We start from the raw sequence: 21,708 nt of genomic DNA, 5'->3' as shown, positions 1-21,708 counted from the left end.
TCAGCACAACCTGCCGTGGTGCTGGATAAACTGGCGCAGGGATTTTTCCACAGGCTGTTCGATAAAATCGGTCTGCAATACACACGCTTTAGCAGCAAAGCGCGCTTTTAGCTCACCTTGTGCTCGGGCAAAAGCGGTCAGGTAGGAATGACGCTGCCGCTCGGCATCTACCTCCAAAGCGACCGGGCCAGTGGAATTTGCTTCCGGGTTGAGTAGCTTCAGCTCCCCCTTAAAAGGGAAAGTCTGTTCCGCTTCCACCAACAACTGCAGTGGCAGACAGGGGCGGCCGGCGGCGTGCAGGCGGGCTGCGAAATTGCTGATCTCATTATCCTGTTCGAAAAAATCACTCAGTAGCACTACTTGGCAGGGGCGCTCGAAATGCTGCCATAGCGGAGCCAGTTGGGATTGATCCGGCCAGTGATGACTGGCATCGAGCTGCTGTAACTGCAATGCGATCTGACGTTGGTGACTTTCGCCTTGTCCTTCGGGTATATACCGGGTTTGTTGATTGTTGATGGCCAACAGGGAAAAACTGTCACCCTGGGCGTCGAGCAGCCAGCACAGGCTGGCAATCCAGCATTTGGCGTAATGCAGTTTATTGAGACTGGGTTCGACAAAGCTCGCCTGACCCAGGGAGGCGCTGGTATCGAGCACAAAGCACACATGCATGCGGCTCTCCTGCTCGGTCTCGCGCACATAGTAGCGATCGCTGCGGGCAAACAGTTTCCAGTCGATATGTCGGATCGAATCACCTGCTTGATAGCCGCGGTACTGGTGAAACACCAGACCGGTGCCGCGGCGCTGACTGTGCTGAACGCCGAGCATCACGCCCTCGGCGATATGCCGTGACAGCCATACCAGATCGCGACAGCTGGCCAGAGTTTTGGGGGGTATCAATACCACGGCACTCAGTCCCGGCCGGGCTCCGGCACCGCGGATACCAATTCGTTGATCAGTTGTGGCATCTGGATACCATCCGCCAGGGCCTGGAAGCTGAGGAGCACCCGGTGGCGCAGTACTGGCAGCAGCAGGCAGCGGATATCCTCGCGGGTAACGGCGAGGCGTCGCTGCAACAGGGCGCGGGCCTTGCTGGCGAGAATCAGTGCCTGGCCCGCACGGGGGCCGGCGCCCCACTTGATCCACTGTCGCAGGATATCGCTAGCGCTGGTGTCGGCGCGGGTGGCGCGCACCAGTGTCGCCACGTAGCGGTACAAATCGTCGCTTACATGAATTTCCCGCACCAGTTTCTGCATTTCAAGCAGTTGCTCTGCACCCAGGATGGGGCGGGGTTTGATCCTGGCGACGCCGGTGGTGGAGCGCAGGATTTCCACTTCATCCCGTGCATCCGGGTAATCGATCTGGATATTCAGCAGGAAGCGGTCCAGCTGTGCCTCCGGCAGTGGGTAGGTACCGGCCTGCTCAATGGGGTTTTGTGTCGCCAGCACGAAATAGGGATCGGGCAATACCAGCGTTTTACCGCCCACGGTGACCGAGCCTTCCTGCATGGATTCCAGCAGGGCCGCCTGGGTTTTCGGTGGCGTGCGGTTAATTTCATCCGCCAGCAGAATGTGGGTAAATACCGGGCCGCGCTGGAATTTAAAAAAGCGCTTGCCGGTGCTGTGATCCTCCTCCAGTATCTCGCTGCCGAGAATATCCCCGGGCATCAGATCCGGAGTGAACTGTACCCGCTTGAAATCCAATGCGCTGGCATCGGCGAGGGTTTTTACCAACAGGGTTTTACCCAGCCCCGGTACTCCTTCCAGCAGGGCGTGGCCACCGGCAAGCAGGCAGATCAGCATCTGCTCTACCACGGGCTGCTGGCCGACGATCACCCGTGCAATCTCCTGTTGCAGGTTGTTCAGACTGTGCAGTTGTTCTTCGATGGTGTTTTCCAGACTCTTCAACATAGTCAGCTCGTCAGTGCGTAAATAACAATGTTCACCGCAAATTTTGTATTATCGATGGCGAGCCAGCGTTTGTTGCGGTAGTCGTAGTCCCATTCACAGCCAAAATCCTTGTTGCTGTAAAGTATCGCGATGCGCCCGTTAATTACGAGGGCTTTCAGATAATCGTGTACCAGGTCGTCCCCCCAGCCATTTAACTCAAAGCTGGTCACCGGCAGCTCGTCGAACTGGAAAAAACAACGGTAGAGGTCGTGATCGTGAGGCGGTTTTTGCAGGCAGTCATTGCCAAACAGCTGGGCCATTTGCGCCTCGAAGGACTTGGCAAAGAGACCGTCGATATCGTGGTTACAATCGTCCACAAACACAAAACCACCGCGGTTCACATAGTCGCGAAAATTTCTCGCCTCCTCCGCAGTGAACTGTACCAGCTTGTGTCCTGCCAGGTAACAAAATGGAGCCAGCAGCATTTTCCTATCAGCCAGTGGCACTATGTGCTCTTTGGGATCGACTTTGAGATTAGTGTATTCCACCAGGGAGTTGAGCAGATTGGAGGGCATACGCTGATCCACATCCCAGTCACCGGACTCGTACATCAGGCGCGTGAAATAAAAATCGTAATCTTCCCGTGCGTTACCTGCTTCTGTATGTTGCGCACGCGCGCCCAATGGCAGTGCTGCGGCACAACTGCCCAGGATCAGGTGCTGGAGAAAAGCCTTGCGGGTCAGGGGCACGGGATAACTCTATGACTGCGTTGCCAGTTTTTAGGTATTTGCTGTTGGGAAAATTGACGCAAGGGGCCTCCCCGGTTACACAATCAGCAAGTTCACCGGTAAGGCCCCTGCACTGATCAATAATCAGCCCAGTTTGCGCTTGGTGTTGATCACATTGATGCCGTCAAAGCGCGCGGTGGAACTACCGTGAGACACGGCACTTACCTGGCTGGGCTGCCCCTTACCATCAAAGAACGAGCCTCCCAGTCGGTAGTCGTGCTTGTCGCACACTTGTGAGCAGGCGTTCCAGAACTCCTGGGTGTTGGACTGGTAAGCCACATCTTCCACCATGCCGGTGATCTTGCCATTTTCGATTTCGTAGAACAGCTGGCCGCCGAACTGGAAATTGTAGCGCTGCTGGTCGATTGAGAAGGAACCGTCCCCAACAATATAAATGCCTTTCTCCACATCCTTGATCATATCGTCAACCCCCAGCGTTTTGCGGCCGGGGCGCAGAGAGACATTGGGCATGCGCTGGAATTGCACGCTGGACCAGCTGGCGGCATAGCAGCACCCCTGGGATTCCTTCTGTCCCAGCATGTGCACCTGATCGCGAATAGCCTGGTAATTTACCAGAACGCCGTCTTTTACCAGATCCCAGTTACCGGTTTTCACGCCCTCGTCGTCATAGCCAACCGCCCCCAGTGAGCCGGGCTGTACCTTATCGGCAAACAGATTGACCTTGTCGCTGCCGTATTGGAATTTACCGCTGCGCCATTTATCCAGGGTGGCGAAAGAGGTACCGGCAAAGTTGGCCTCGTAGCCGAGTACGCGATCCAGCTCCAGCGGGTGGCCGACGGATTCGTGGATAGTGAGCCAGAGGTGGCTGGGGTCCAGCACCAGATCGTATTTGCCCGGCTTTACCGACTTGGCCGTCAGCTTTTCCTGGGCCTGCTGCGCTGCCAGGCGCGCGTCTTCGGCCATATCATAGGAGTCGCGGTAGAGCACAGTCTGCGACTGGATCTTGTCAGCAGCGCGGCCATCCAGGTATTCAAAGCCGCGCCCCACCGGTTGGCTCAGGCCCTCGCGGGTGCGAAAGGCGCCGGTTTTCTTGTCTACGGCAGTGACCGAGAAGGGTGCCCACAGTCGGTGGATATCCTGGTCGATATAAGAGCCGTCCGTGGAAGCAAAGTATTTCTGCTCGTTCACCAGGTACAACATGGAGTTGATGTAGCTGGCCCCGGCATCCAGTGCAGACTGATTCACCTCCATCAGCAGGTCTACCTTCTCTGCGATGGGGATTTGCATGGCATTTTTTTGAATTGGCGTCTGCCAGCTAACCTCGCCGTGGCCTTTCACCGGGGCCAGCTGTACCGGTGTCTGCTGGTATTTTGAATTGGCTTTGGCGGTGGCTACCGCCTGGCGGGTAGCGCGGACAACGCCATCAGCGGTGAGATTGTTGGTGGCGGCAAAGCCCCAGGTGCCGTTGGCGATCACCCGGATACCCATACCGATCGATTCGGTATTCACTACATTTTGCACCTTCATTTCGCGGGTGACCACGTATTGGTTCAGGTAACGGCCAATACGCACATCCGCATAACGGGCGCCGAGTTTGTTGGCGGTGTTCAGGGCTACATCTGCAAACTCCTTTTTAACTGTGAGATCCAGGCCACTTTGGGTGAGTTTGCTCTCGGCCACCAGTCTGCCGGACAGTGGCAACATAGAGACGCCCAGACCGGCACCGCTGAGCTGGAGAAATTTTCTTCTGTCCATTTCATTATCCTCAATGGGTGCGGGCCGTTACACGGCGTCGGAAAGGCTGCTGAAGGTAAAGTCACGTACTTTCAGTGCGGGCACCATTGCGGACATGCCCCACATGCCCACCCGCTCCGGTATACCCATATCCTCGATATTGTTGAGCATGATTACCGGGCTCTCGTTGAAGCGGAAGTTCTTCACGGGGTATTGGATCTTGCCGTTCTCGATATAGAAAGTGCCATCGCGAGTGAGACCGGTGAGTAGCAGAGACTGTGGGTCGACCATACGGATATACCAGGTGCGGGTTACCAGGATGCCGCGGCGGGTTTTCTTGATCAGCTGCTCGGTGGATTTGTCGCCGCCAACCATAATCAGGTTGTTGGGTCCCGGTACGGCTTTGTCTTTGCTCTGTTTGGCCCAGTAGCGGCTGCGCGTCAGGTTTTTTACCACCCCGTCTTTGACCCAGTCGATGCGCTCTTGCGGCATAAAGTCAGAGTCGGTCCAGGGTTGTGCGGGGACATTGAGGTTGGCGGGGTCTGAGTAGATGTGAACGCGTTTGTCGAACATCTTCTCGCCAATGCGATTGCCGCCGCCTTTCTTGCTCATAAAGCTGCGGCCCTCGTCGGCACTGCGCGCGTTGAAGCCGCCCAGCATATAGCCCATCAGTCCGGATACTGCATTGGGTTCCAGGATGACGGTATATTTACCCGGTTCCAGGGCACGGGCTTTCTGTGACATCAGCGCCTTGTCGATGGCCACGGAGGAGGTGCTGCCAGTATTCATGGCGGCGAAGTCGGTGACATCGCTCTCGGCCCAGCCGGAACCCAGGCCATTCTCCGTGCGCATGGTGACGGTGAAATTGGCGGCAGTAAAGGCGTGGTAGCCAAACAGGCCCTGGGAGGTGGCGACTGCGGTAAAGGCGCGCTCATCTTCCAGGTAGCCGGCGGCAACCACTTTCTTTTCTTTTGCAGCGATAATGGAGTCCGCTGCAGCCCTGGCGCGCTGGTCAGGGGTGATATCCGCGGTGGACTTGGAGAAGCCGTCCACACTTACATATTTCTGCGGGCCCAGCATAGGCATGGATTCCGGATTTTCCGGTGAGAGCCTGGCCAGTTCCTCGGCGCGACGCATCACCTTTTTCAGGGAGGCATCGCTGAATTCGTTGATGGTGGCTACACCGGATTTCTTGCCGAAGCGGGCTTCCACTGCTAGTTCGGTGTTATTGACGATACCACTGGTGGAGACACTGTTGCGCGCATAGCGAATATTGCCGGTCTCGCCGCCGGCCAGCTGTGCGCTGGCCTCCTCGGCGCGGCTGTACTTTAAAACTTTATCGAGAATACGCTTCGCTTCACTTCTGCTGAGAATTGCCATTGCCTTTTCTCCAATTACTTATTCTTGTGCGCAGCCGGTCAGGCAATCTTGCGCTTGGTATTGATAACGTTGATTTTGTCGAACCGAGTAGTGGAACAGCCGTGGGATACCGCACTTACCTGGCTGGGTTGGCCCTTGCCGTCAAAGAAGGTGCCGCCCAGTCGGTAGTCGCTGCCGTCACAAATGGCCGAACAGGCGTTCCAGAATTCCTGGGTGTTGGACTGGTAGGCGACGTCCTCCACCTGGCCGACAATTTCACCATTCTTGATTTCGTAAAACAGCTGGCCGCCGAACTGGAAATTGTATCGCTGCTGGTCGATGGAATAGGAGCCGCGTCCGACGATATAAATCCCCTTTTCCACGTCGCGGATCATCTCTTTAGCGGAGTATTGTTTCTCACCTGGTGCCAGGGAGACGTTGGGCATGCGCTGGAATTGCACGCTGGACCAGCTATCACCGTAACTGCAGCCGTGGGACTCCTTCTGGTCGATCATATGCACCTGGTCGCGGGTGGCCTGGTAATTTACCAGAATGCCGTCTTTCACCAGGTCCCAGCGCTTGGTTTTCACCCCCTCGTCGTCAAAGGCAACTGCGCCGAGAGAGCCGGGTTGTAGCTTGTCGGCGAACAGGGTGACCTTATCGCTGCCGTAGCGGAACTTACCGCTGCGCCACTTATCCAGGGTGGCGAAGGAAGTGCCGGCGTAGTTGGCCTCGTAGCCGAGAACGCGATCCAGCTCCAGCGGGTGGCCGACGGATTCGTGGATGGTCAGGCACAGGTGAGACGGTTCCAGCACCAGGTCGTACTTGCCGGGCTGGATGGACTTGGCCGAGAGTTTTGCCTGGGCCTGCTCGGCAGCCAGCAGGGCATCCTCGGCCATATCGTAGGAAGATTTGTAGAGCGTGGTCTGACCGCGAATTTTGTCCTTGTCGTGACCAGCCAGATATTCATAGCCTCTGCCCACTGGATCGCTGAGGCCGTTGCGGGTTTTAAAAGCACCGCTTTTTTTGTCCACAGCCGTTACCTGCATGGGCGCCCACAGGCGGTGGATATCCTGGTCGATATAGGAGCCGTCACTGGAAGCGAAGTACTTCTGCTCGTTCACCAGGTACAGGGAAGAGCGGATATAGCTGGCGCCGGCCTTGAGTGCGCCGTTGTTGACGGCCATCAGGTAGTCGACCTTCTCGCTGATGGGCACTGCCAGGGCATTTTTTTGGATGGGTGTTTGCCAGGAGATCTCGCCCACCCCTTTCACCGGTGCCAGGTGCACGGGTTCTGTCTGGTACTTAGCGTTGGCCTTGGCCACGGCCACGGCCTGGCGCGCTGCTCTGGAGACACCATCGGGAGTCAGATCATTGGTGGCGGCGAAACCCCAGGTGCCGTTGGCAATCACGCGGATGCCGGCGCCGAGGGATTCCGTATTGACGATATTCTCGACATTGGTCTCTCGGGTCAGTACATACTGGTTGAGATAGCGGCCGATGCGTACATCGGTATAATCGGCACCGGCTTTGCGTGCTGTGTTCAGGACCACATCCGCCAGCTGTTTCTTGCCTGAGGTGTGTATGCCCTCATCGAGCAGTTGCTCGGCACTGACCTCGATCCCCCGTAGGGGCAATACGATACCGCCGGTGCCGAGGCCGGCGAGTTTGAGGAATTGTCTTCTTTCCATTGGCTACCTTGTATCCCCAGCGCAGCGGCTTGTCCGCTTGGGGTGTGTTTATTGTTATGGGCCCGACTACTGCGCGGGGTCTGCCGGGCATAGAGTCCGTACCAGGTACTCACCTTGAAAGATGCACAACTATCAGGCTTCACGCCCTCTTGTAAAGTGGCTCCTCGGTGAATGGAGGCCTGGTGGGGGCAGGCGGATCGGTGGCGGGGAGCCGACAGAGGGAAGCCACTTAAATTGATGCGCGCTGGCGTACCTGGTCAATGGTGGTGTCGATCAGCAGCTCACCGTTGCGATATACCGGTTTCAGCAGGTTGCGGCGCTGGCCAAGTGCTTCCAGGCGAATGGTATTCAGTGCGCCGTTGTCCTGCCGCACCAAGGCCAGTCGCCCGCGCCTGGATGCCTTCTCTGGGCCGGTGCGCGGGTTTTTGTACACATCCTTCCAGGTGCCGGAGATACGCACGGCACTGGCTTTCATGGCAAAGCTCATCAGGTCGCGATCGACTTTCTGCAACAGCTCTCCCCCCATCCCAAAGGTGATATTGTCAGCGCTTTGGTGCTGCTCCTTCATTGCCTGCAGAATTTTGGGGATAGAAAAGCGCGATATACTGTCGCCCTGGATCAGGCGGATATAATCCGGTAGCACCCGATAACCTTTGCGATTGATCTCAGCGCCGAAAATTGTCATTAACCGTTCGATACACTCGACCACAATCTGTACCGGATTGCCGGAATCTGGACGAATTACCACAGTGCCGGGGGTATTGATAACAGAATCTCTCAGTGTTTCGCCCCAGATATGTTCTACCGCATTCCACAAATCATAGCTGTCGCTCACCACCGCAAAGCGTTTATGCTTGCCAGAAAACCGTGTCATCATATTCTGGTAGGCGGATACTTCGTTTTCGCGACCCCAGGCAGTCATGGTGCTATGCTCCGCGGCAGGTATGGAAAATCCCGGCATCCTTGCACGGTAAAATTTCCTTGCTGCCATAATCCCGGAAAGCGTATCGGTTCCTTGAAAATTCACCAGGTGCGCCATGCCACCGAGCATGGCACTTTCGAGACTGCTGGTACCGCGGGCACCAAAGTCATGTAATTTAAAGGGCAGACCGTCCTGGGAATCCGCGGTTTCACTCAAATAGTGGGCGATGATTTTTTTGATTTCCCTGCTCTGAGTGGCCACTGTGGAGGGATACCAGATAGCGCGCACCAGCGCGGTTTCAATATAACTGGTCAGCCAGAAACAGGCGGGGCAGGTGTTGACGATCTGTGTCGTGACATTGTGCAGGGGAATGACGGACCCCTCTTCGACAGCGCTGATTTCCAGCGGCAACAGGCCTCCGTGTCTCAGTACGATATGTTCCCAGCCCGCGTGGTGGAAAGGCAGGCCGTGGCAATGCAGTATGTCCGCCGCTTCCTCGATATTCTCTCGCGTCACCGGTTTGCACAGATATTCCTTGAGGAATGCTTGCAATCCAAACACGACAGTTTCGGCGAATTCTCCCCCGCGGCACTCAATATAGCTGCTGACATATTCTGTGCCTGGCGGGTATTGCAGGTAGTGACTCGCCTTGTAGCTGTCCACATTGAGGATCGGGTTTTCTGTTGGCATGGCCCTTTCAACTGAGTTTGGATGGAGGTATGGTCTGTGTCGCAAAATGCTCGTTCGAGCGCCCCTTTTCCATGGAGAAACGTCCAGTGTCAGTGCGTGTAATTTCTCTCTGGGCGACACTTGGGATGCACAATCCCGGCGAAAACACGCCTGAATAATAGATAGCACACCATTGTGCTGTATTACTCGCCTGTCATTTGGTTCGTCTGTCCAAATAAATCGGATCCCTGTCAGTTGATCTTTTGTAGCTAGATGTGTACTTTTGTATACATGCAAGCAAGGGAACAACATGCTCAATAAATCTCAGTCTATTTCGGCGCGTTTATCAGCGGATGACTATGCGTACCTGATGTCCATCGATCGCAATGGCGCAGTGACCCAAAGTGAAAAAGTTCGTGAGGTGATTGCCATGGCGAGGGAGTCGGTGGGGGTGCAGAGCTTGGCGCGTTCTTACCTCGCTTCGGCAGGCGCCATACTTGCGGTGAAGGCTCGCTATATAGAGGAAAACCAGCGCAGTTTATTGGTGGAAGCCGTGCTGGAATTGCTGGCAGAAAGTGCGGCGATGGTACAGAGCAGCGCTGCCAGTGAACCTATGGCACCATCCTTGGAGCAGGGTCTGGTGCCGGTTGTGGATACCTTTTTAGAAAAAATACTGCTGCTGGCACAACAGCAGAATCCGCGCAGTCTTCACCGCGAGTCGGCACAAACCATTCGCCAGCGGTTGGAGGGGGCCCTGTCCGAATAAACCGAGGTGTATTGATTTTTTAGCAAGTTACCCATAGCAGGTTTTCAAGGTAGGCATGGCCGGGAGCTTGAATAAAAGCAATTGCACACGGGTAGCTGTTATTTCCGGGGGGTAGTAACCATTCAGGGTATGCAGGGTTGGTCTGACTGCCGGTCATTTCACTATGGCGACAAAGGCATGTGTTGCAGCCGGCCTGATGCCGGAAAAATTTACAGATAGTCGAACCCGATCGCTTGGGCAGGACTTGTGGGCAACAGCCGGCCGGGTGTTGATGGATCGCATCTGGCTTTGGGAAACGAAAAAACAGCAGAGGGTAATATTCATGAGAGAAGGATTGATCAAGCGAATTTCGCGATTGATTTCGGCATCCGCCAATGCAGTGGTGGATACGGTGGAAAACGCAACACCGCAGCTGGTGATGGAACAGGCAACCCGTGAAATAGATGAGGCCATTGCCGATGTGCGGGAGCAACTGGGGAAGGTGGAAGCTGCCAAATACCTCAATGCCAAGGCACTTAATGATGAGAACAGCCGTCACAGTGCCCTAGTGGAGCAGATTGATATTGCGGTCAAGTCCGGGCGTGATGACCTCGCAGAGGCCGCCATTGCCAAACAGATGGATATCGAGGCACAACTGCCAGTGCTGGAAAAAGCGATTGTAGAGAATGATGCGGAGATGCAGGAGCTGAATGCTTATATCAGTGCCCTGCAGGGCAAGAAACGTGAAATGCGCGAGCAGCTCAGAGAGTATGCCAAGGCCAGTGAGCATAGTGCCAATGGTGTCATCGGGGATGGCCTCGGTAGCAGCCGTCGCACGGAAAATCAGGTGGAGCAGGCCACCGAAGCCTTTAACCGGGTGCTGGAGCGGGCGGGTGTGCCTGCTTCCAGATCCTGTGCGGATGCAAACAAGCTGGCGGAACTCGAGGAACTGGCACGCAATAACCGCATACAGGAGCGCCTGGCCAAACTCAAGTCGGGGGCCTGATGGTATTTCTGTTACAGGACCAGAATCTGATCTTTACCGGCGCACTGATATTGATGCTAATGATCGCGCTGCTCGAGGGTGTGATGACACTGATCGGTGTTGGTATTTCGGATTTGCTCGATAACCTGCTGCCGAACGTTGATATAGAGGTACCGGATACCGGTTTGTCCGGCGGGCTGACCAAGGTCCTCGGCTGGTTGCGCTTTGGTGAAGTGCCAGCATTAATCCTACTGGTGACCTTTCTGGCTGGCTTTGGTGCAACAGGCCTACTGATACAGAGATTTTTCGAGTCCACTTTTGGTTGGCTTCTACCCGGTGGCCCGGCAGCGCTGGGAGTCTTCTTCCTGGCGCTGCCACAGGTGCGCTTTGTGGGGAACTTGTTGCGACGCTTTGCCCTCGGTGACGAGAGTGAGGCGCTGGAACGCGGTACCTTCGTGGGCCGGGTGGCGACCATCACGATTGGTGTGGCCGAGGCGGGCTCCCCTGCTGAAGCGCGCTTCAGGGATGAATATGGCACGACCCATTATGTGATGGTGGAGCCGGACGAACATGAAACCTTTCAACAAGGGGAAAAGGTGTTGCTGGTAGAGTCACATGGAGCGCACTTCCGAGTGACACGCCCTGCCAGCCAGCATCTCATTAACAACAATTAAATGGAGAATTACTCAGTGATTGAAAACCTTTCCAGCATGATTTTTATTGCCGGTGCAGTGCTGGTAGCCCTGATTGTTATCGGAACGATTTTTGCACGCCTTTACACCCGCGCTTCCAAAGAGCGCTCTTTTGTACGCACTGGTTTGAGCGGGCAAAAAGTCATTATGAACGGCGGAGCCCTAGTACTGCCGGTACTGCATGAAATTATCCCGGTCAATATGAACACCCTGCGGCTTGCGGTATCGCGCAAGGAGCAGCAGGCTCTGATTACCAAGGACCGCATGCGCGTAGATGTGCTCGCCGAATTTTATCTGCGGGTGAAGCCGGATACCGATGCCATTGCCAATGCCGCACAGACCCTGGGTTTGCGCACCCTCGACCCCGAAGCGCTGAAGGACATGATCGAAGGTAAGTTTGTGGATGCCCTGCGCTCTGTGGCCGCAGAGATGGAAATGGCCGAACTGCACGAGCAGCGCAGCCAGTTTGTGCAAAAAGTACAGCAGGTGGTTTCTGAGGATCTGTTGAAAAACGGCCTTGAGCTTGAATCGGTATCGCTGACCGGCCTGGACCAGACCCACAAGGAGTTTTTCAACCAGGACAATGTGTTCGACGCAGAGGGTCTCGCCAGCATGACCCGCTCTATCGAAGCGCGCCGCAAAGAAGTCAATGATGTCGAGCAGGAAACCATGGTGCAGATCGAGAAGAAAAATCTCGAGGCAGAGCGCCAGAAGCTGGAGATCGATAAGGAAAAACGCTATGCCCATTTGGAGCAGCAGCGTGAGCTGGAAAACCGGGAGGCCGCACAACAGGCCGATATTGCCCGCGAGCAGGCGGCGCAGGAACGCGCCGCCCGCCAGGCTGAGATCGAAGCCCAGCGCGAGGTGAGCCAGTCGCAGATCGCTGCCGAACAGGCCACCAAGCTGCTGGAAATTGAGAAAGAGCGGTGCCTGCAGGAACAGGAGATTGAGCGCGAGCGGTTTCTGGAAGAGCAGCGTATTTCCAAGCAGAAATCTGTGGAGATTGCCGAGCAGGAACGCGCCATTGCCATCGCGGAAAAATCCAAGGAGCAGTCCCTTGCCGACCAGCAGGCCAACGTAGCCCTGGCCGAGGCGGTAAAAGCCGAGGAGCAGGTGCACACGGCCAAGAATGTGGAAGTGGCGGAGCGGGACAAGCGTATCGAGATTATTGAGGCGCAAAAAGTTGCCGAGCGTCAGGCCACCGCGATCAAGGTGGCGGCTGAGGCTGAGAAAGCCGCGGCGGAAGACCGCGCCGAGGCTCTGCGGCTACAAGCCGGAGCCGAAGCGGAGTCCGTGCGTATCAAGGTGGCCGCGGACCGTGAGAAGTACGCCGTGGATGCCGAGGGTCAACACCTGATGAACGAGGCCCTCAACAGTCTCAGCGAAGCACAGGTTGCCCTCAAGAAAGTACTCAGTTTGCACGAAAATCTACCAAATATTATCCGCGAAAGTGTCAAGCCACTGGAGGCCATAGAGGGGATGAAGATAATCTCTGTGGAAGGGCTGAACGGCGTGGATGGTCGTAATGGTAGCGGTATTCTCGACAGTGATGTGCAAGCCAAGGGACAAAGCCTGCCGGAAGCCCTGGTAGGCAGTGCGCTCAAACACCGCGCCATGGCGCCCCTGGTGGACTCCCTGCTGAAAGAAGCCGGTGTCGGAGATCTTAGCCAGACTGTTGAGACAAAAACGTGAGGACGGTAGCGATCATTTTTAATTGAGAAAAAACCGCAGAGTTATCGTAATGATTGGTGCTGGAGGAATTGAGTGATTGACAGGTATCCTGGTGGCTTGACTAGGTCAAACACCTGATTTCTAAAAATGGATTTTTTGTTAACCCGACCACATTTTATTGTGCTCGGGTTTTTTAACAGGTGGGAAATAGATTACGCCAGTGATAAGCTCGCAGTTGTCGTCAATTATATGGCGATATCAACGGATTGGAAATAATAAGGTTAGGATAATGTTTACTAAAAAATTGCTATTAGCATCATTGGTTATAATTGGTTCATTGACAGTACTCCCCGCGCTCTCTGCGGATCTTGTATGCACACTCAATGTGCAACCAGGCGGGAATGTCTTTGGTAATGGGACTTCCCATTGTGAAGGAATAGATTTCAGTTTTGGCAATTCCACTTCGGGAAGCTGGGCAATTACCAACATTACCAAGTCGATTGATCGAATCAACTGGATAAAAGGCTGTAATTCAGGATTGTCATGTAATGTGACTGTGCATGCCTATACACCGAACCTGGCGGAAGCCTATATCCACTACGACGATGGCACTATCGAGTATGTGGAGGCCAGTATGCATTACGAAACCGGTTTTTAGTCTGTGTAGTTGGCGCCGATGCAATAGTCGGCGCTAACGATAAGATTTGTAAGTCATTCCTTTAGCGTTACAAACCCTTATTGATACTTATGTCCTATTTCCCGTTTGTATAGGGGCAGTACAGGCTGTGCGTATCAATGGAGTTGGATGTATCTTCCAGTGTGCGATTTCGATATTGAAATCCAAATCGTTCATTCTGTCAGCAGAGCTTTAAGTGTAGTAGTTCAGACTTGATCGCTTACAGCCCTACGATTACCTGCGCCGAGTTTACACCGACTTACCGCGAGCACAGACCGTCGGAGAAATTGAAGCCCTGTTGCCATGGAATCTTCAGAGCGCAACGGAAGCAGACCTGCCGAATGAACCAAAGGGCGAGGTTACTTGATCGCTTACTTTGTAACGATAGAAGGTGTCTCGCGATACGCCGAGCATCTTGCAGGCTTTGGGGATATTTCCGAGTTCTTCCGCCAGATTGAGCAGACCGGTCTTGTGTTTAATGATGCGATCGTTAGTATGAATCATGGGGTTTATCCTTGGTTTTGGTTTCAGGTTTCGTCACCTTCATCAAAACCGGTAAACCCCCCCTTTTCAAGGAGATGTGTCAGATTTGGTCTGAACTAATACACCTAAATAAACAGTTATTTGTCTAAATCAATAACTTTGACTTTATAGCCAAGTTCCTCGAATTGTGGTTTCAGGCTTTCAACATCGCCGACAACCAATTTTGCCATTGTATCAATATCCAAATGCTTTTCAGCCAATGAGTTGAGCTCAGCAAGGCTGGTATTTTGGATAATTTCGGCTTGCTTTTGAGTGAAGTTGGCTGGTAAATCGTATTCCAATATGTTACCTAAAAACCGTAGTTTCTGATTGGGTGTTTCATAGCTTCTTGCATCACGTTGTCCAACCGCTTTGCGCATGAATTCCAGCTCTTCATTAGTCATGCCGTGGTTACGATAGGCTCTAAGCTCCTTTTCAAATTCAATAAATGATTTGTCAGTTGCATCTGCTCTTACATTGGCACCAACTTGATAGTGGCCACTGTTTTTACTCGCCCTAAATTGACTGCGAGCGCCATAGGTATAACCTTTGTCTTCGCGAAGATTAAGGTTTATACGGCTGTTAAACGCACCGCCAAGATTAAAGTTCATCAAGTCGGATTTATAGAATTCTCCTGTGAAATCTCGCTTCAGGCTAGGTTTGCCAATGCGAATAACAGACTGTGCGGCCTTATCTTTGTTGACAATATATACCGATTGCGGATCAAAGCTCACGGGCTTAAAAGTACGATTGAATGACTTTCCTTTACCCGTCCAATAAGTCAGCCTATTTAAGGATTTGTTAATCTCTGATTGCGGTAAATCGCTCACAACAATCAACTCAGCATCCTGAGGTTTTACATAGTTGTTATAGAAATCCCTTACATCAGCAACAGTTAGCTTGCTAACACTATCCACGCTGCCAGTCGCTGGTATACCTGCAATACTATCCCCATACAAAAGCTTACTCCAGGCTTCATTAGCTAGTGCATTGTCATCCTTGCGAGCATGCTGAATACCTTGGATGATTTGAGACTTGAGGCGATTGAAATCAATATCATTAAATGCTGGTTTAACAAGTTTTTCCTCTACTAATGCCAATGTTTCATCTAGATTCTTGCTCAAGCTACTGACTAATATATTTATTGTTTCGTCGCGAGCATAGATCCTTACATCACTACCTAGCTTTTGTAATTCAAGACTCATATCTTCGTTAGTGCGAGCAGTCGTTGATTCGTTCAACAAGTCAGCTGTGAGGTTTGCCAATCCAGCTTTATCAACAGGTTCAGCGAAGTGACCGCCTTGTATTTTGATTAATATACTTGTCGTTGGTGTTTCCTGACTTTGCGAACCTAAAACCTTAATACCATTGCTGAGCTGTGTTTCCCAATACGCTGGCACATTGACAAGCGGATTGGCGTCCGCAATGGGTTGTTCCGAACGATCAAAGCTGTCAGTTGCACGTCGTGTATCCAAATTCGACATTTTAACTTGGGTTCTTTCAGGTATGTTTCTTTGTGGGATGCTAAAATTATCAGTTTTCGCAACGGCGTCAGGCTGCCCTTTGGGAACCACGCTGACAATGACAGCGTGTTTATTTTTTAAGTATTGATTGTAAGCACGAACAACATCTTCCTTAGTTACATCATTGTACCGCTTAATGTTCTTCCCGATATAGTTAGGCGTACCTGCAAAGGTTTCAAAGAAGGCCAGTTGACTTACTTTACCTTCAACAGATTGCAACCCAAAAATTGCACTAGATTCTAATTTTGCTTTAACTTTTAACAGGTCATCTTCTCTCACTCCACGCTGCTCAAACTCTGAGAAAGAGGCTCGAATCACAGACTCTAAATCAGCCAAAGACTTCCCGGCAGCCGGATTGGGCAATGCCAGCATATTGAAAGTACATGCCAGCTCCTGGCAACGGTGATAGACTTGAGATTCAACGGCTAAGCCATTCTTTACCAGATTTTTATACAAGATAGAGGTTTTACCGCCACCTAGGATTTCAGCCAAAATGTCCAAAGCAGGTTCATCTTCATGACGTGCATGTACCGTAGGGAAAGTCATGAACACTAGTGGCAAAGTAACGTTGTCTTCAAAAGATACATAACGATCATCATTCAATGTAACCGAAGGCTTCTTTGCATCAATGACTTCAGGGCCTCTGGGAATCGAACCAAAATACTTGTTTACCAGGGTCATTGTTTTTATTGGGTCCACCGCACCGCCAATTGTAAGCGTTGCATTATTTGGACCATACCAGCGTAAGAAAAATTTCTTCAAGTCGTTAACATCAACACGGTTCAAATCTTCGGTGTAGCCAATTACTGGCCAAGAATATGGGTGGCCCTCGGGATAAAGTGCCGCTGACATTGTCTCAGATAAACGCCCGTAGGGTCTGTTATCAATTCGTTGCCCACGCTCGTTCTTAACAGTTTCACGCTGCACTTCAAATTTTTCTTGCGTCACGGCGTCCAGTAAGAACCCCATACGATCAGCTTCCAGCCAGAGCATTTTTTCAAGCTGATTTACGGGAACCGTTTGGAAATAGTTGGTTCTGTCAGTATTGGTGGTTCCGTTTAAAGTGCCGCCTGATTCTGAAACGATTTTAAAGTGTTCTTCATCCCCAACATTTTCTGAGCCCTGAAACATCATATGTTCGAAAAAATGGGCAAAGCCTGAGTTTCCAATTTGCTCACGGGCTGAACCAACATGATAAGTTACATCAACATGTGCCAATGGATCTGATTTATCCTCATGGATAATAACTGTTAATCCATTGGCCAATTGGTACTTTTTATAAGGAATAACTATTTCGTCACCTTGACGTTTTACCTCTTCAATTAAGTTAACCCCTTGAGGCAGCACAGAGTGAGCAGACGTATCACCGCTCAAGTAATTATTTTGACAAGCAGCTAATGACGCTGCTAGCCCGATAGCAAGAACTTTTTTCAACGTAGTTTCCTCACAACAAAGATTACGAATGGCCTTTCATGGCCCAGGTTTACTAAAAAGCGCAAGATACACCCGCGATTAGGCTTTGGTAGTAAAGTATCTGGTGCTCTTGTTTATAATCAATTTTGTAATAGGCTCAAAATATCTTCTATTTTTATGATAACTGGAGTACAGGAATTAACAACTATCTATTTTTTTGATTTGAAATATTCTACTCGAAATTCCTGAGGCTGTTTACTAATCAAATCCCCAATTTTTAGGCTGATGATGCCTGAGTCGATCACTTTTTTCAGTCTTCCCGAATACTCCTGGTGAAGGTTTTTCTGATCATGAGTCGCTTCATCGACTCGTTGCCAGGCCCGCCGCCCGCGCCGTATCCACACAGTGCTGGTGGGCCGGGCAGCTGTGCAAATGGTCATTCACCATCCCGGTGGCCTGCATATGGGCATACATTATGGTTGAGCCAACAAAGCTAAAGCCGGCCTTTTTCAACGCCTTGCTCATGGCATCGGACTCGGGTGTACTGGCTGGCACCTGTGCGAGAGAAGCGGGGCGGTTTACGATTATCCGGCCATCGGTAAACTGCCAGAGAAACTGCGACAGCGAAGTCCCCTTATCCCGCAGGGCCAGGGTGGCGCGGGCATTTTTTACCGCGGACTCCACCTTGAGACGGTTGCGGATAATGCCCGGATTCTGCAGCAGTTTTTCCACTTTTTTTGGTGTATAGCGTGCGATCTTTTCCACCGAAAAATCATTGAACAGACGCCGGTAATTTTCCCGTTTGTTCAACACAGTAATCCAGGACAGGCCCGCCTGGGCTCCCTCCAGCAATAGAAACTCAAACAGGGTTTTGTCATCTGTGACCGGGCGTCCCCACTCCTCGTCATGATAACGGCGGTAAAGCGGTGTAGACAGGCACCAGCCGCAGCGTTTCTCGTGCATTGATGACTCCTTGGAAAGCGTTCAGGTCACAGTGGTGTGGCGGTGCCGGCCAGGGCCACTTGGCTTGAGGGCTTGCAAATCATTTACGGCGCACCGGAAAAGAAATAGTGTTGGATCAATTGCAGAATCAATAGGAGGGCAACCAGGATAAAAACGATATGACTGCGATTCACTTTGGCTCCAATAATTTTTGTTGTACCAACCAGTCGTGACATTCGCACAACATAGTCTCCAGTGCCACACCCGATTGGTAATTCAGTTCCCGCTCCGCCTTGGCACTGCTCGCCACAACCTGACCCGTCACCAGAGTGGCTTTTTGCGGGGTAATCACGGGTTCGCGTTTGCTCACCCGCGACCAGAGATCAGAGCACCAGGCGACTGACTGTATCACAAACGCCGGTGTGGTGCGCTTGGGCATCGGCTTGTGCCGCAGTTCAGCTATTTTCCCGAAGAACTCCAGGAAACTGGCATCAATGCCGGCAAGGATATAGTTCTCGCCACAGCGGCCCTTCTCTACGGCCTCAATATGTGCCCGCGCCACAGCACCGGCGTGGCAAAAAGACCCGTAACCGGGCGGTACACCCGGCAACCGGCCTTGATCAATTAAAAAAAAGGTTTGCGCCCAGTTGTGGGTATCGTATTTCCCCACAATAGCGCAGGGATTCAAGAATACGGCATCCAGCCCCTGCGCAATCTCCCTCTGCACGGCGAGTTCCCCGCGCTTCTTGGTGTACAGATAGTGGTGGTGGGGGTTATCTGCCCGTTTTTCACTCTCTTCGGTGATGGTTTCCCTATGGTAGCCGTAAGCGGAGATGGAACTGGTAACAATCATGCGCCCAACGCCTTTCTCCCTGGCTACCCGGGCAATGTTGGCCGAGCCCACTACATTGTCTCGCCACTGCTGGGCATTGCCACCGCGCCACATACTGGTATTGGCGGCGACATGGAAAAGAGCGTCGATATTGCCTGGAATCGCGCTACGCAGTGCATCGGGATCATCCAGAGAGCCCTCCACCAGAGCCACCCCCATGGAGCGAAGCTTGCGGATATCGGAGGTGTGCCGGTGCATGGCGGTCACCTGCCAGCCATCAGCACAGAGCTGTTCAACCAGATTGGTGCCGAGAAAACCGTTAGCACCGGTTACGAATGCATGATTCATGTTCCCACCGAACGTAACTGAAGATGAGCCTTACCACTCACAGTCTCTGTGGTTGGCCCTGTCCAACACGGCTGGAATCACCCGGTAGTCCTACCTGCCCGTATACAGGCCGGGTGTATCGCTCGAGCAAAACAAGCGCAATCCGCGACAGGTGCCGCCGGCCACAGCCGGCAGCCACCTGCAACATCAGATTACTTGATCTCCATACCCAGTCGATCGGCGAGGAAGCTCCATTGATTGGCATAATCTTCCACCTGCATCCACACGGGCTTACCGGCGCCGTGGCCCGCGCGGGTTTCCACAGCCAGCCAGGCGGGGTTGTCGCAACCCTGGTCTTGCTGCAGTGCGGCGGCAAACTTGTAACTGTGCCAGGGTACCACCCGGTCATCGCGGTCCGCCGTGGTAATCAGGGTGGCTGGGTAGCAGGTGCCCTCACGGGTATTGTGCACCGGGGAGTAGGCGTGGAGGGCGCTAAATTCTTCGCGGTTTTCACTCAAGCCGTAGTCGCTGGACCATTGTCGCGCGTTCGCGGAGGCGGTGTGGTAGCGCAGCATATCCAATACGCCCACTGCCGGCAGAGCCGCAGCAAATAAATCCGGGCGCTGTACCAGGGTAGCGCCCACAAGCAGGCCACCGTTCGAGCGGCCATTGATTCCGAGCTTTGCAGGTGACGTGATTTTTTCTGCGATCAGCCATTCCGCCGCGGCGATAAAGTCGTTAAAAACATTTTGCTTTTGCGTCTTGGTGCCCGCTTGGTGCCAGGCTTCGCCGTACTCGCTGCCACCACGCAAATTCACCAGGGCGAGGGTGCCCCCCATATCCAACCAGCCGGCGAAATGGTTGTAGAAACGCGGCAGAATTGAGACGTTAAAGCCGCCATACCCGTACAGTAGTGTCGGGTTGGCACCATCGCGTTTCATGCCCTTTTTGTGTACCAAAAACAGGGGCACACGGGTGCCGTCTTTGCTCTTGAAAAAGTGCTGGCTTACCGTCAGGTCGGAGAAATCAGCGGCATACTCGGGCTGTTTGAACAGCTCGGTTTCCCCGTTCTGCACATTCAGGTGATAAATGCTCGGCGGAGTAATAAAGTTGCTGAACGAGAAGAAGGTTTCCACTTCATCCGGTTCACCATAGAAGCCGGTCACCGAACCCACGCCGGGCAGTTTCAACTCGTACTGCTGCTTGCCATTGGTGTCGGTCACCAGCACCCGTGATTTGGCATCTTCCAGGTAATGTAATACGAAGCGGTCGCCGATAAAACTTGCGCTCTGCAGCACGCTGTCACTTTCCGGTACCAGCTCGCGCCAGTTTTTGCGCTGTGGCTTATCGAGGTCGATGGCGATCACCCGCCCCAAAGGCGCCCCCGCGCTGGTCTCGAAGAAAAAGGTTTTACCCTTGTTACCGAGAAACTGGTAGAGGCCATCCCATTCGTCCAGCAACTTTACCACCTTGTGACTGTCGTCGCGCAGATCCCGATAATAGAAGCCGTTAGAATCGTAACCGTCAAAGATGTTCAACAGTAGGTAATGGCCGTCGTCGCTTACCATGGCATCAGGGTTGCGCGTGGGGTGGTCGGTAATCTGATATACCAGCCGGTCGTGTTTCTGCGGTTCCCCCAGGCGGTGGAAATACACCGCTACCTGTTTGCTGTCATCGGCACGGCCCGCTTTGTTGAATGGGTAGCGGCTGTAATAAAAGCCGGACTCATCGGCCGCCCAACTGGCGCCGCTGAACTTGATGCCGGTCAGCCGGTCCTCAAGGTCTTTGCCGGTGCGCAAATCGCGAATGTGGTAGTCGGTCCAGTCGGTCCCGCCATCGGAGGTTCCATAGGCCAGGTAGCGGCCCTTGGGGCTGACCGTGAGGCGCTTGGTCGCGATAGTCCCGTCCTCGCTCAGGCTGCGTGGATCCAGGATGGGTTTGCCTTCCCGGGCCAGATCTGCGGTGCGGTAAAAGACATTCTGATCCCAGTCACCGCTGTTGTAGCTGTAGTAGTAACTGCCCTCTTTCTTGTACGGCACCCCATAGCGTTCATAGCGCCACAGCTTGGTGAGACGGTCATTGATTTTCTGCCAGCCCGGCAATTGCTTCAGGCGCGGTAGGGCGTAAGCGTTCTGTACCGCTACCCAGTCTTTGACATCCCCTGTGGCCGTGTTTTCGAGCCAGCGATAGGGGTCCTCCACTTTGGTGCCGAAGTATATATCCTGTTGTGAGACGGTCTTACTGTCTGGATAGCGGTCCGCTGCCTGTACAGTCACTGCGGTCACGGCTCCGGCCAGTAGCAAAGTCAACTGTTTTCTCATACCCCCTCCCGGTTTCTCTCTGCGAATCAGTTCGCTAATCTAGGGCATT

Annotated in this window: 15 protein-coding genes and 2 pseudogenes; 5 read left to right on the top strand and 12 right to left on the bottom strand. The window is 53.2% G+C overall.

The window, feature by feature from the left end; all coding sequences use genetic code 11:
• From Q5Y71_RS03620 to Q5Y71_RS03590, 7 genes are all read right to left on the bottom strand, one after another.
• Nucleotides 1–903, bottom strand: a complete 903-nt coding sequence (locus tag Q5Y71_RS03620; RefSeq protein WP_301415303.1) for a DUF58 domain-containing protein — start codon at nt 901–903, stop codon at nt 1–3.
• A 5-nt stretch (nt 904–908) separates the two neighbouring features.
• Nucleotides 909–1,907 carry a MoxR family ATPase gene (locus Q5Y71_RS03615; RefSeq protein WP_306040168.1) on the bottom strand — a complete coding sequence of 333 codons (999 nt, stop codon included), beginning with the start codon at nt 1,905–1,907 and terminating at the stop codon, nt 909–911.
• Between the two features lie 2 nt (nt 1,908–1,909).
• Nucleotides 1,910–2,635 carry a DUF4159 domain-containing protein gene (locus tag Q5Y71_RS03610; RefSeq protein WP_306040166.1) on the bottom strand — a complete coding sequence of 242 codons (726 nt, stop codon included), beginning with the start codon at nt 2,633–2,635 and terminating at the stop codon, nt 1,910–1,912.
• A 123-nt stretch (nt 2,636–2,758) separates the two neighbouring features.
• On the bottom strand, nt 2,759–4,390 hold the full coding sequence (locus Q5Y71_RS03605; protein ID WP_306040165.1) for a TldD/PmbA family protein: 1,632 nt from the start codon (nt 4,388–4,390) through the stop codon (nt 2,759–2,761).
• Nucleotides 4,391–4,417: 27 nt separating this feature from the next.
• Nucleotides 4,418–5,749: a TldD/PmbA family protein gene (locus Q5Y71_RS03600; RefSeq protein ID WP_306040164.1), complete on the bottom strand. Its 1,332-nt coding sequence runs from the start codon at nt 5,747–5,749 to the stop codon at nt 4,418–4,420.
• A gap of 38 nt (nt 5,750–5,787) precedes the next feature.
• A complete protein-coding gene (locus Q5Y71_RS03595) occupies nt 5,788–7,419 on the bottom strand; it encodes a TldD/PmbA family protein (protein WP_306040162.1) in 1,632 nt (543 codons plus the stop codon).
• A 229-nt stretch (nt 7,420–7,648) separates the two neighbouring features.
• Complete coding sequence (locus tag Q5Y71_RS03590; RefSeq protein ID WP_301415295.1) at nt 7,649–9,031, bottom strand: nicotinate phosphoribosyltransferase; 1,383 nt, start codon at nt 9,029–9,031, stop codon at nt 7,649–7,651.
• A gap of 289 nt (nt 9,032–9,320) precedes the next feature.
• On the opposite strand from Q5Y71_RS03590, the gene Q5Y71_RS03585 reads away from it, so the two are divergent.
• From Q5Y71_RS03585 to Q5Y71_RS17500, 5 genes and pseudogenes are all read left to right on the top strand, one after another.
• Nucleotides 9,321–9,776, top strand: a complete 456-nt coding sequence (locus Q5Y71_RS03585; RefSeq protein ID WP_306040159.1) for a hypothetical protein — start codon at nt 9,321–9,323, stop codon at nt 9,774–9,776.
• Between the two features lie 334 nt (nt 9,777–10,110).
• Nucleotides 10,111–10,761, top strand: coding sequence for a PspA/IM30 family protein (locus tag Q5Y71_RS03580; RefSeq protein ID WP_306040157.1), 651 nt, complete (start codon nt 10,111–10,113; stop codon nt 10,759–10,761).
• Nucleotides 10,761–11,414, top strand: coding sequence for a YqiJ family protein (locus Q5Y71_RS03575; protein WP_306040155.1), 654 nt, complete (start codon nt 10,761–10,763; stop codon nt 11,412–11,414). Before Q5Y71_RS03580 ends, Q5Y71_RS03575 begins: the two co-directional genes overlap by 1 nt.
• A 15-nt stretch (nt 11,415–11,429) precedes the next feature.
• Nucleotides 11,430–13,124 carry a flotillin family protein gene (locus tag Q5Y71_RS03570; RefSeq protein WP_306040153.1) on the top strand — a complete coding sequence of 565 codons (1,695 nt, stop codon included), beginning with the start codon at nt 11,430–11,432 and terminating at the stop codon, nt 13,122–13,124.
• A gap of 878 nt (nt 13,125–14,002) precedes the next feature.
• Nucleotides 14,003–14,146 (top strand): annotated as a pseudogene (locus Q5Y71_RS17500) (transposase domain-containing protein); the annotation flags it as partial.
• A gap of 8 nt (nt 14,147–14,154) precedes the next feature.
• Here the strand turns inward: Q5Y71_RS17500 and Q5Y71_RS03565 are convergent.
• The 5 genes and pseudogenes from Q5Y71_RS03565 to Q5Y71_RS03545 form a co-directional block, all read right to left on the bottom strand.
• Nucleotides 14,155–14,283 (bottom strand): annotated as a pseudogene (locus tag Q5Y71_RS03565) (helix-turn-helix domain-containing protein); the annotation flags it as partial.
• A 116-nt stretch (nt 14,284–14,399) separates the two neighbouring features.
• A complete protein-coding gene (locus tag Q5Y71_RS03560) occupies nt 14,400–17,258 on the bottom strand; it encodes a pitrilysin family protein (RefSeq protein ID WP_306040151.1) in 2,859 nt (952 codons plus the stop codon).
• A 339-nt stretch (nt 17,259–17,597) separates the two neighbouring features.
• Entirely contained in the window at nt 17,598–18,200 is a 603-nt protein-coding gene (locus Q5Y71_RS03555) for a DNA-3-methyladenine glycosylase I (protein ID WP_306040150.1), read from the bottom strand.
• Nucleotides 18,201–18,369: 169 nt separating this feature from the next.
• Entirely contained in the window at nt 18,370–19,359 is a 990-nt protein-coding gene (locus Q5Y71_RS03550; RefSeq protein ID WP_306040148.1) for an SDR family oxidoreductase, read from the bottom strand.
• A gap of 191 nt (nt 19,360–19,550) precedes the next feature.
• On the bottom strand, nt 19,551–21,659 hold the full coding sequence (locus Q5Y71_RS03545) for a prolyl oligopeptidase family protein (protein ID WP_306040146.1): 2,109 nt from the start codon (nt 21,657–21,659) through the stop codon (nt 19,551–19,553).
• Nucleotides 21,660–21,708: the final 49 nt, after the last annotated feature.

The organism is Microbulbifer sp. 2205BS26-8, from assembly GCF_030731025.1.
GTDB lineage: Bacteria > Pseudomonadota > Gammaproteobacteria > Pseudomonadales > Cellvibrionaceae > Microbulbifer > Microbulbifer spongiae.
This window is presented reverse-complemented; position numbering and strand designations above follow the sequence as displayed.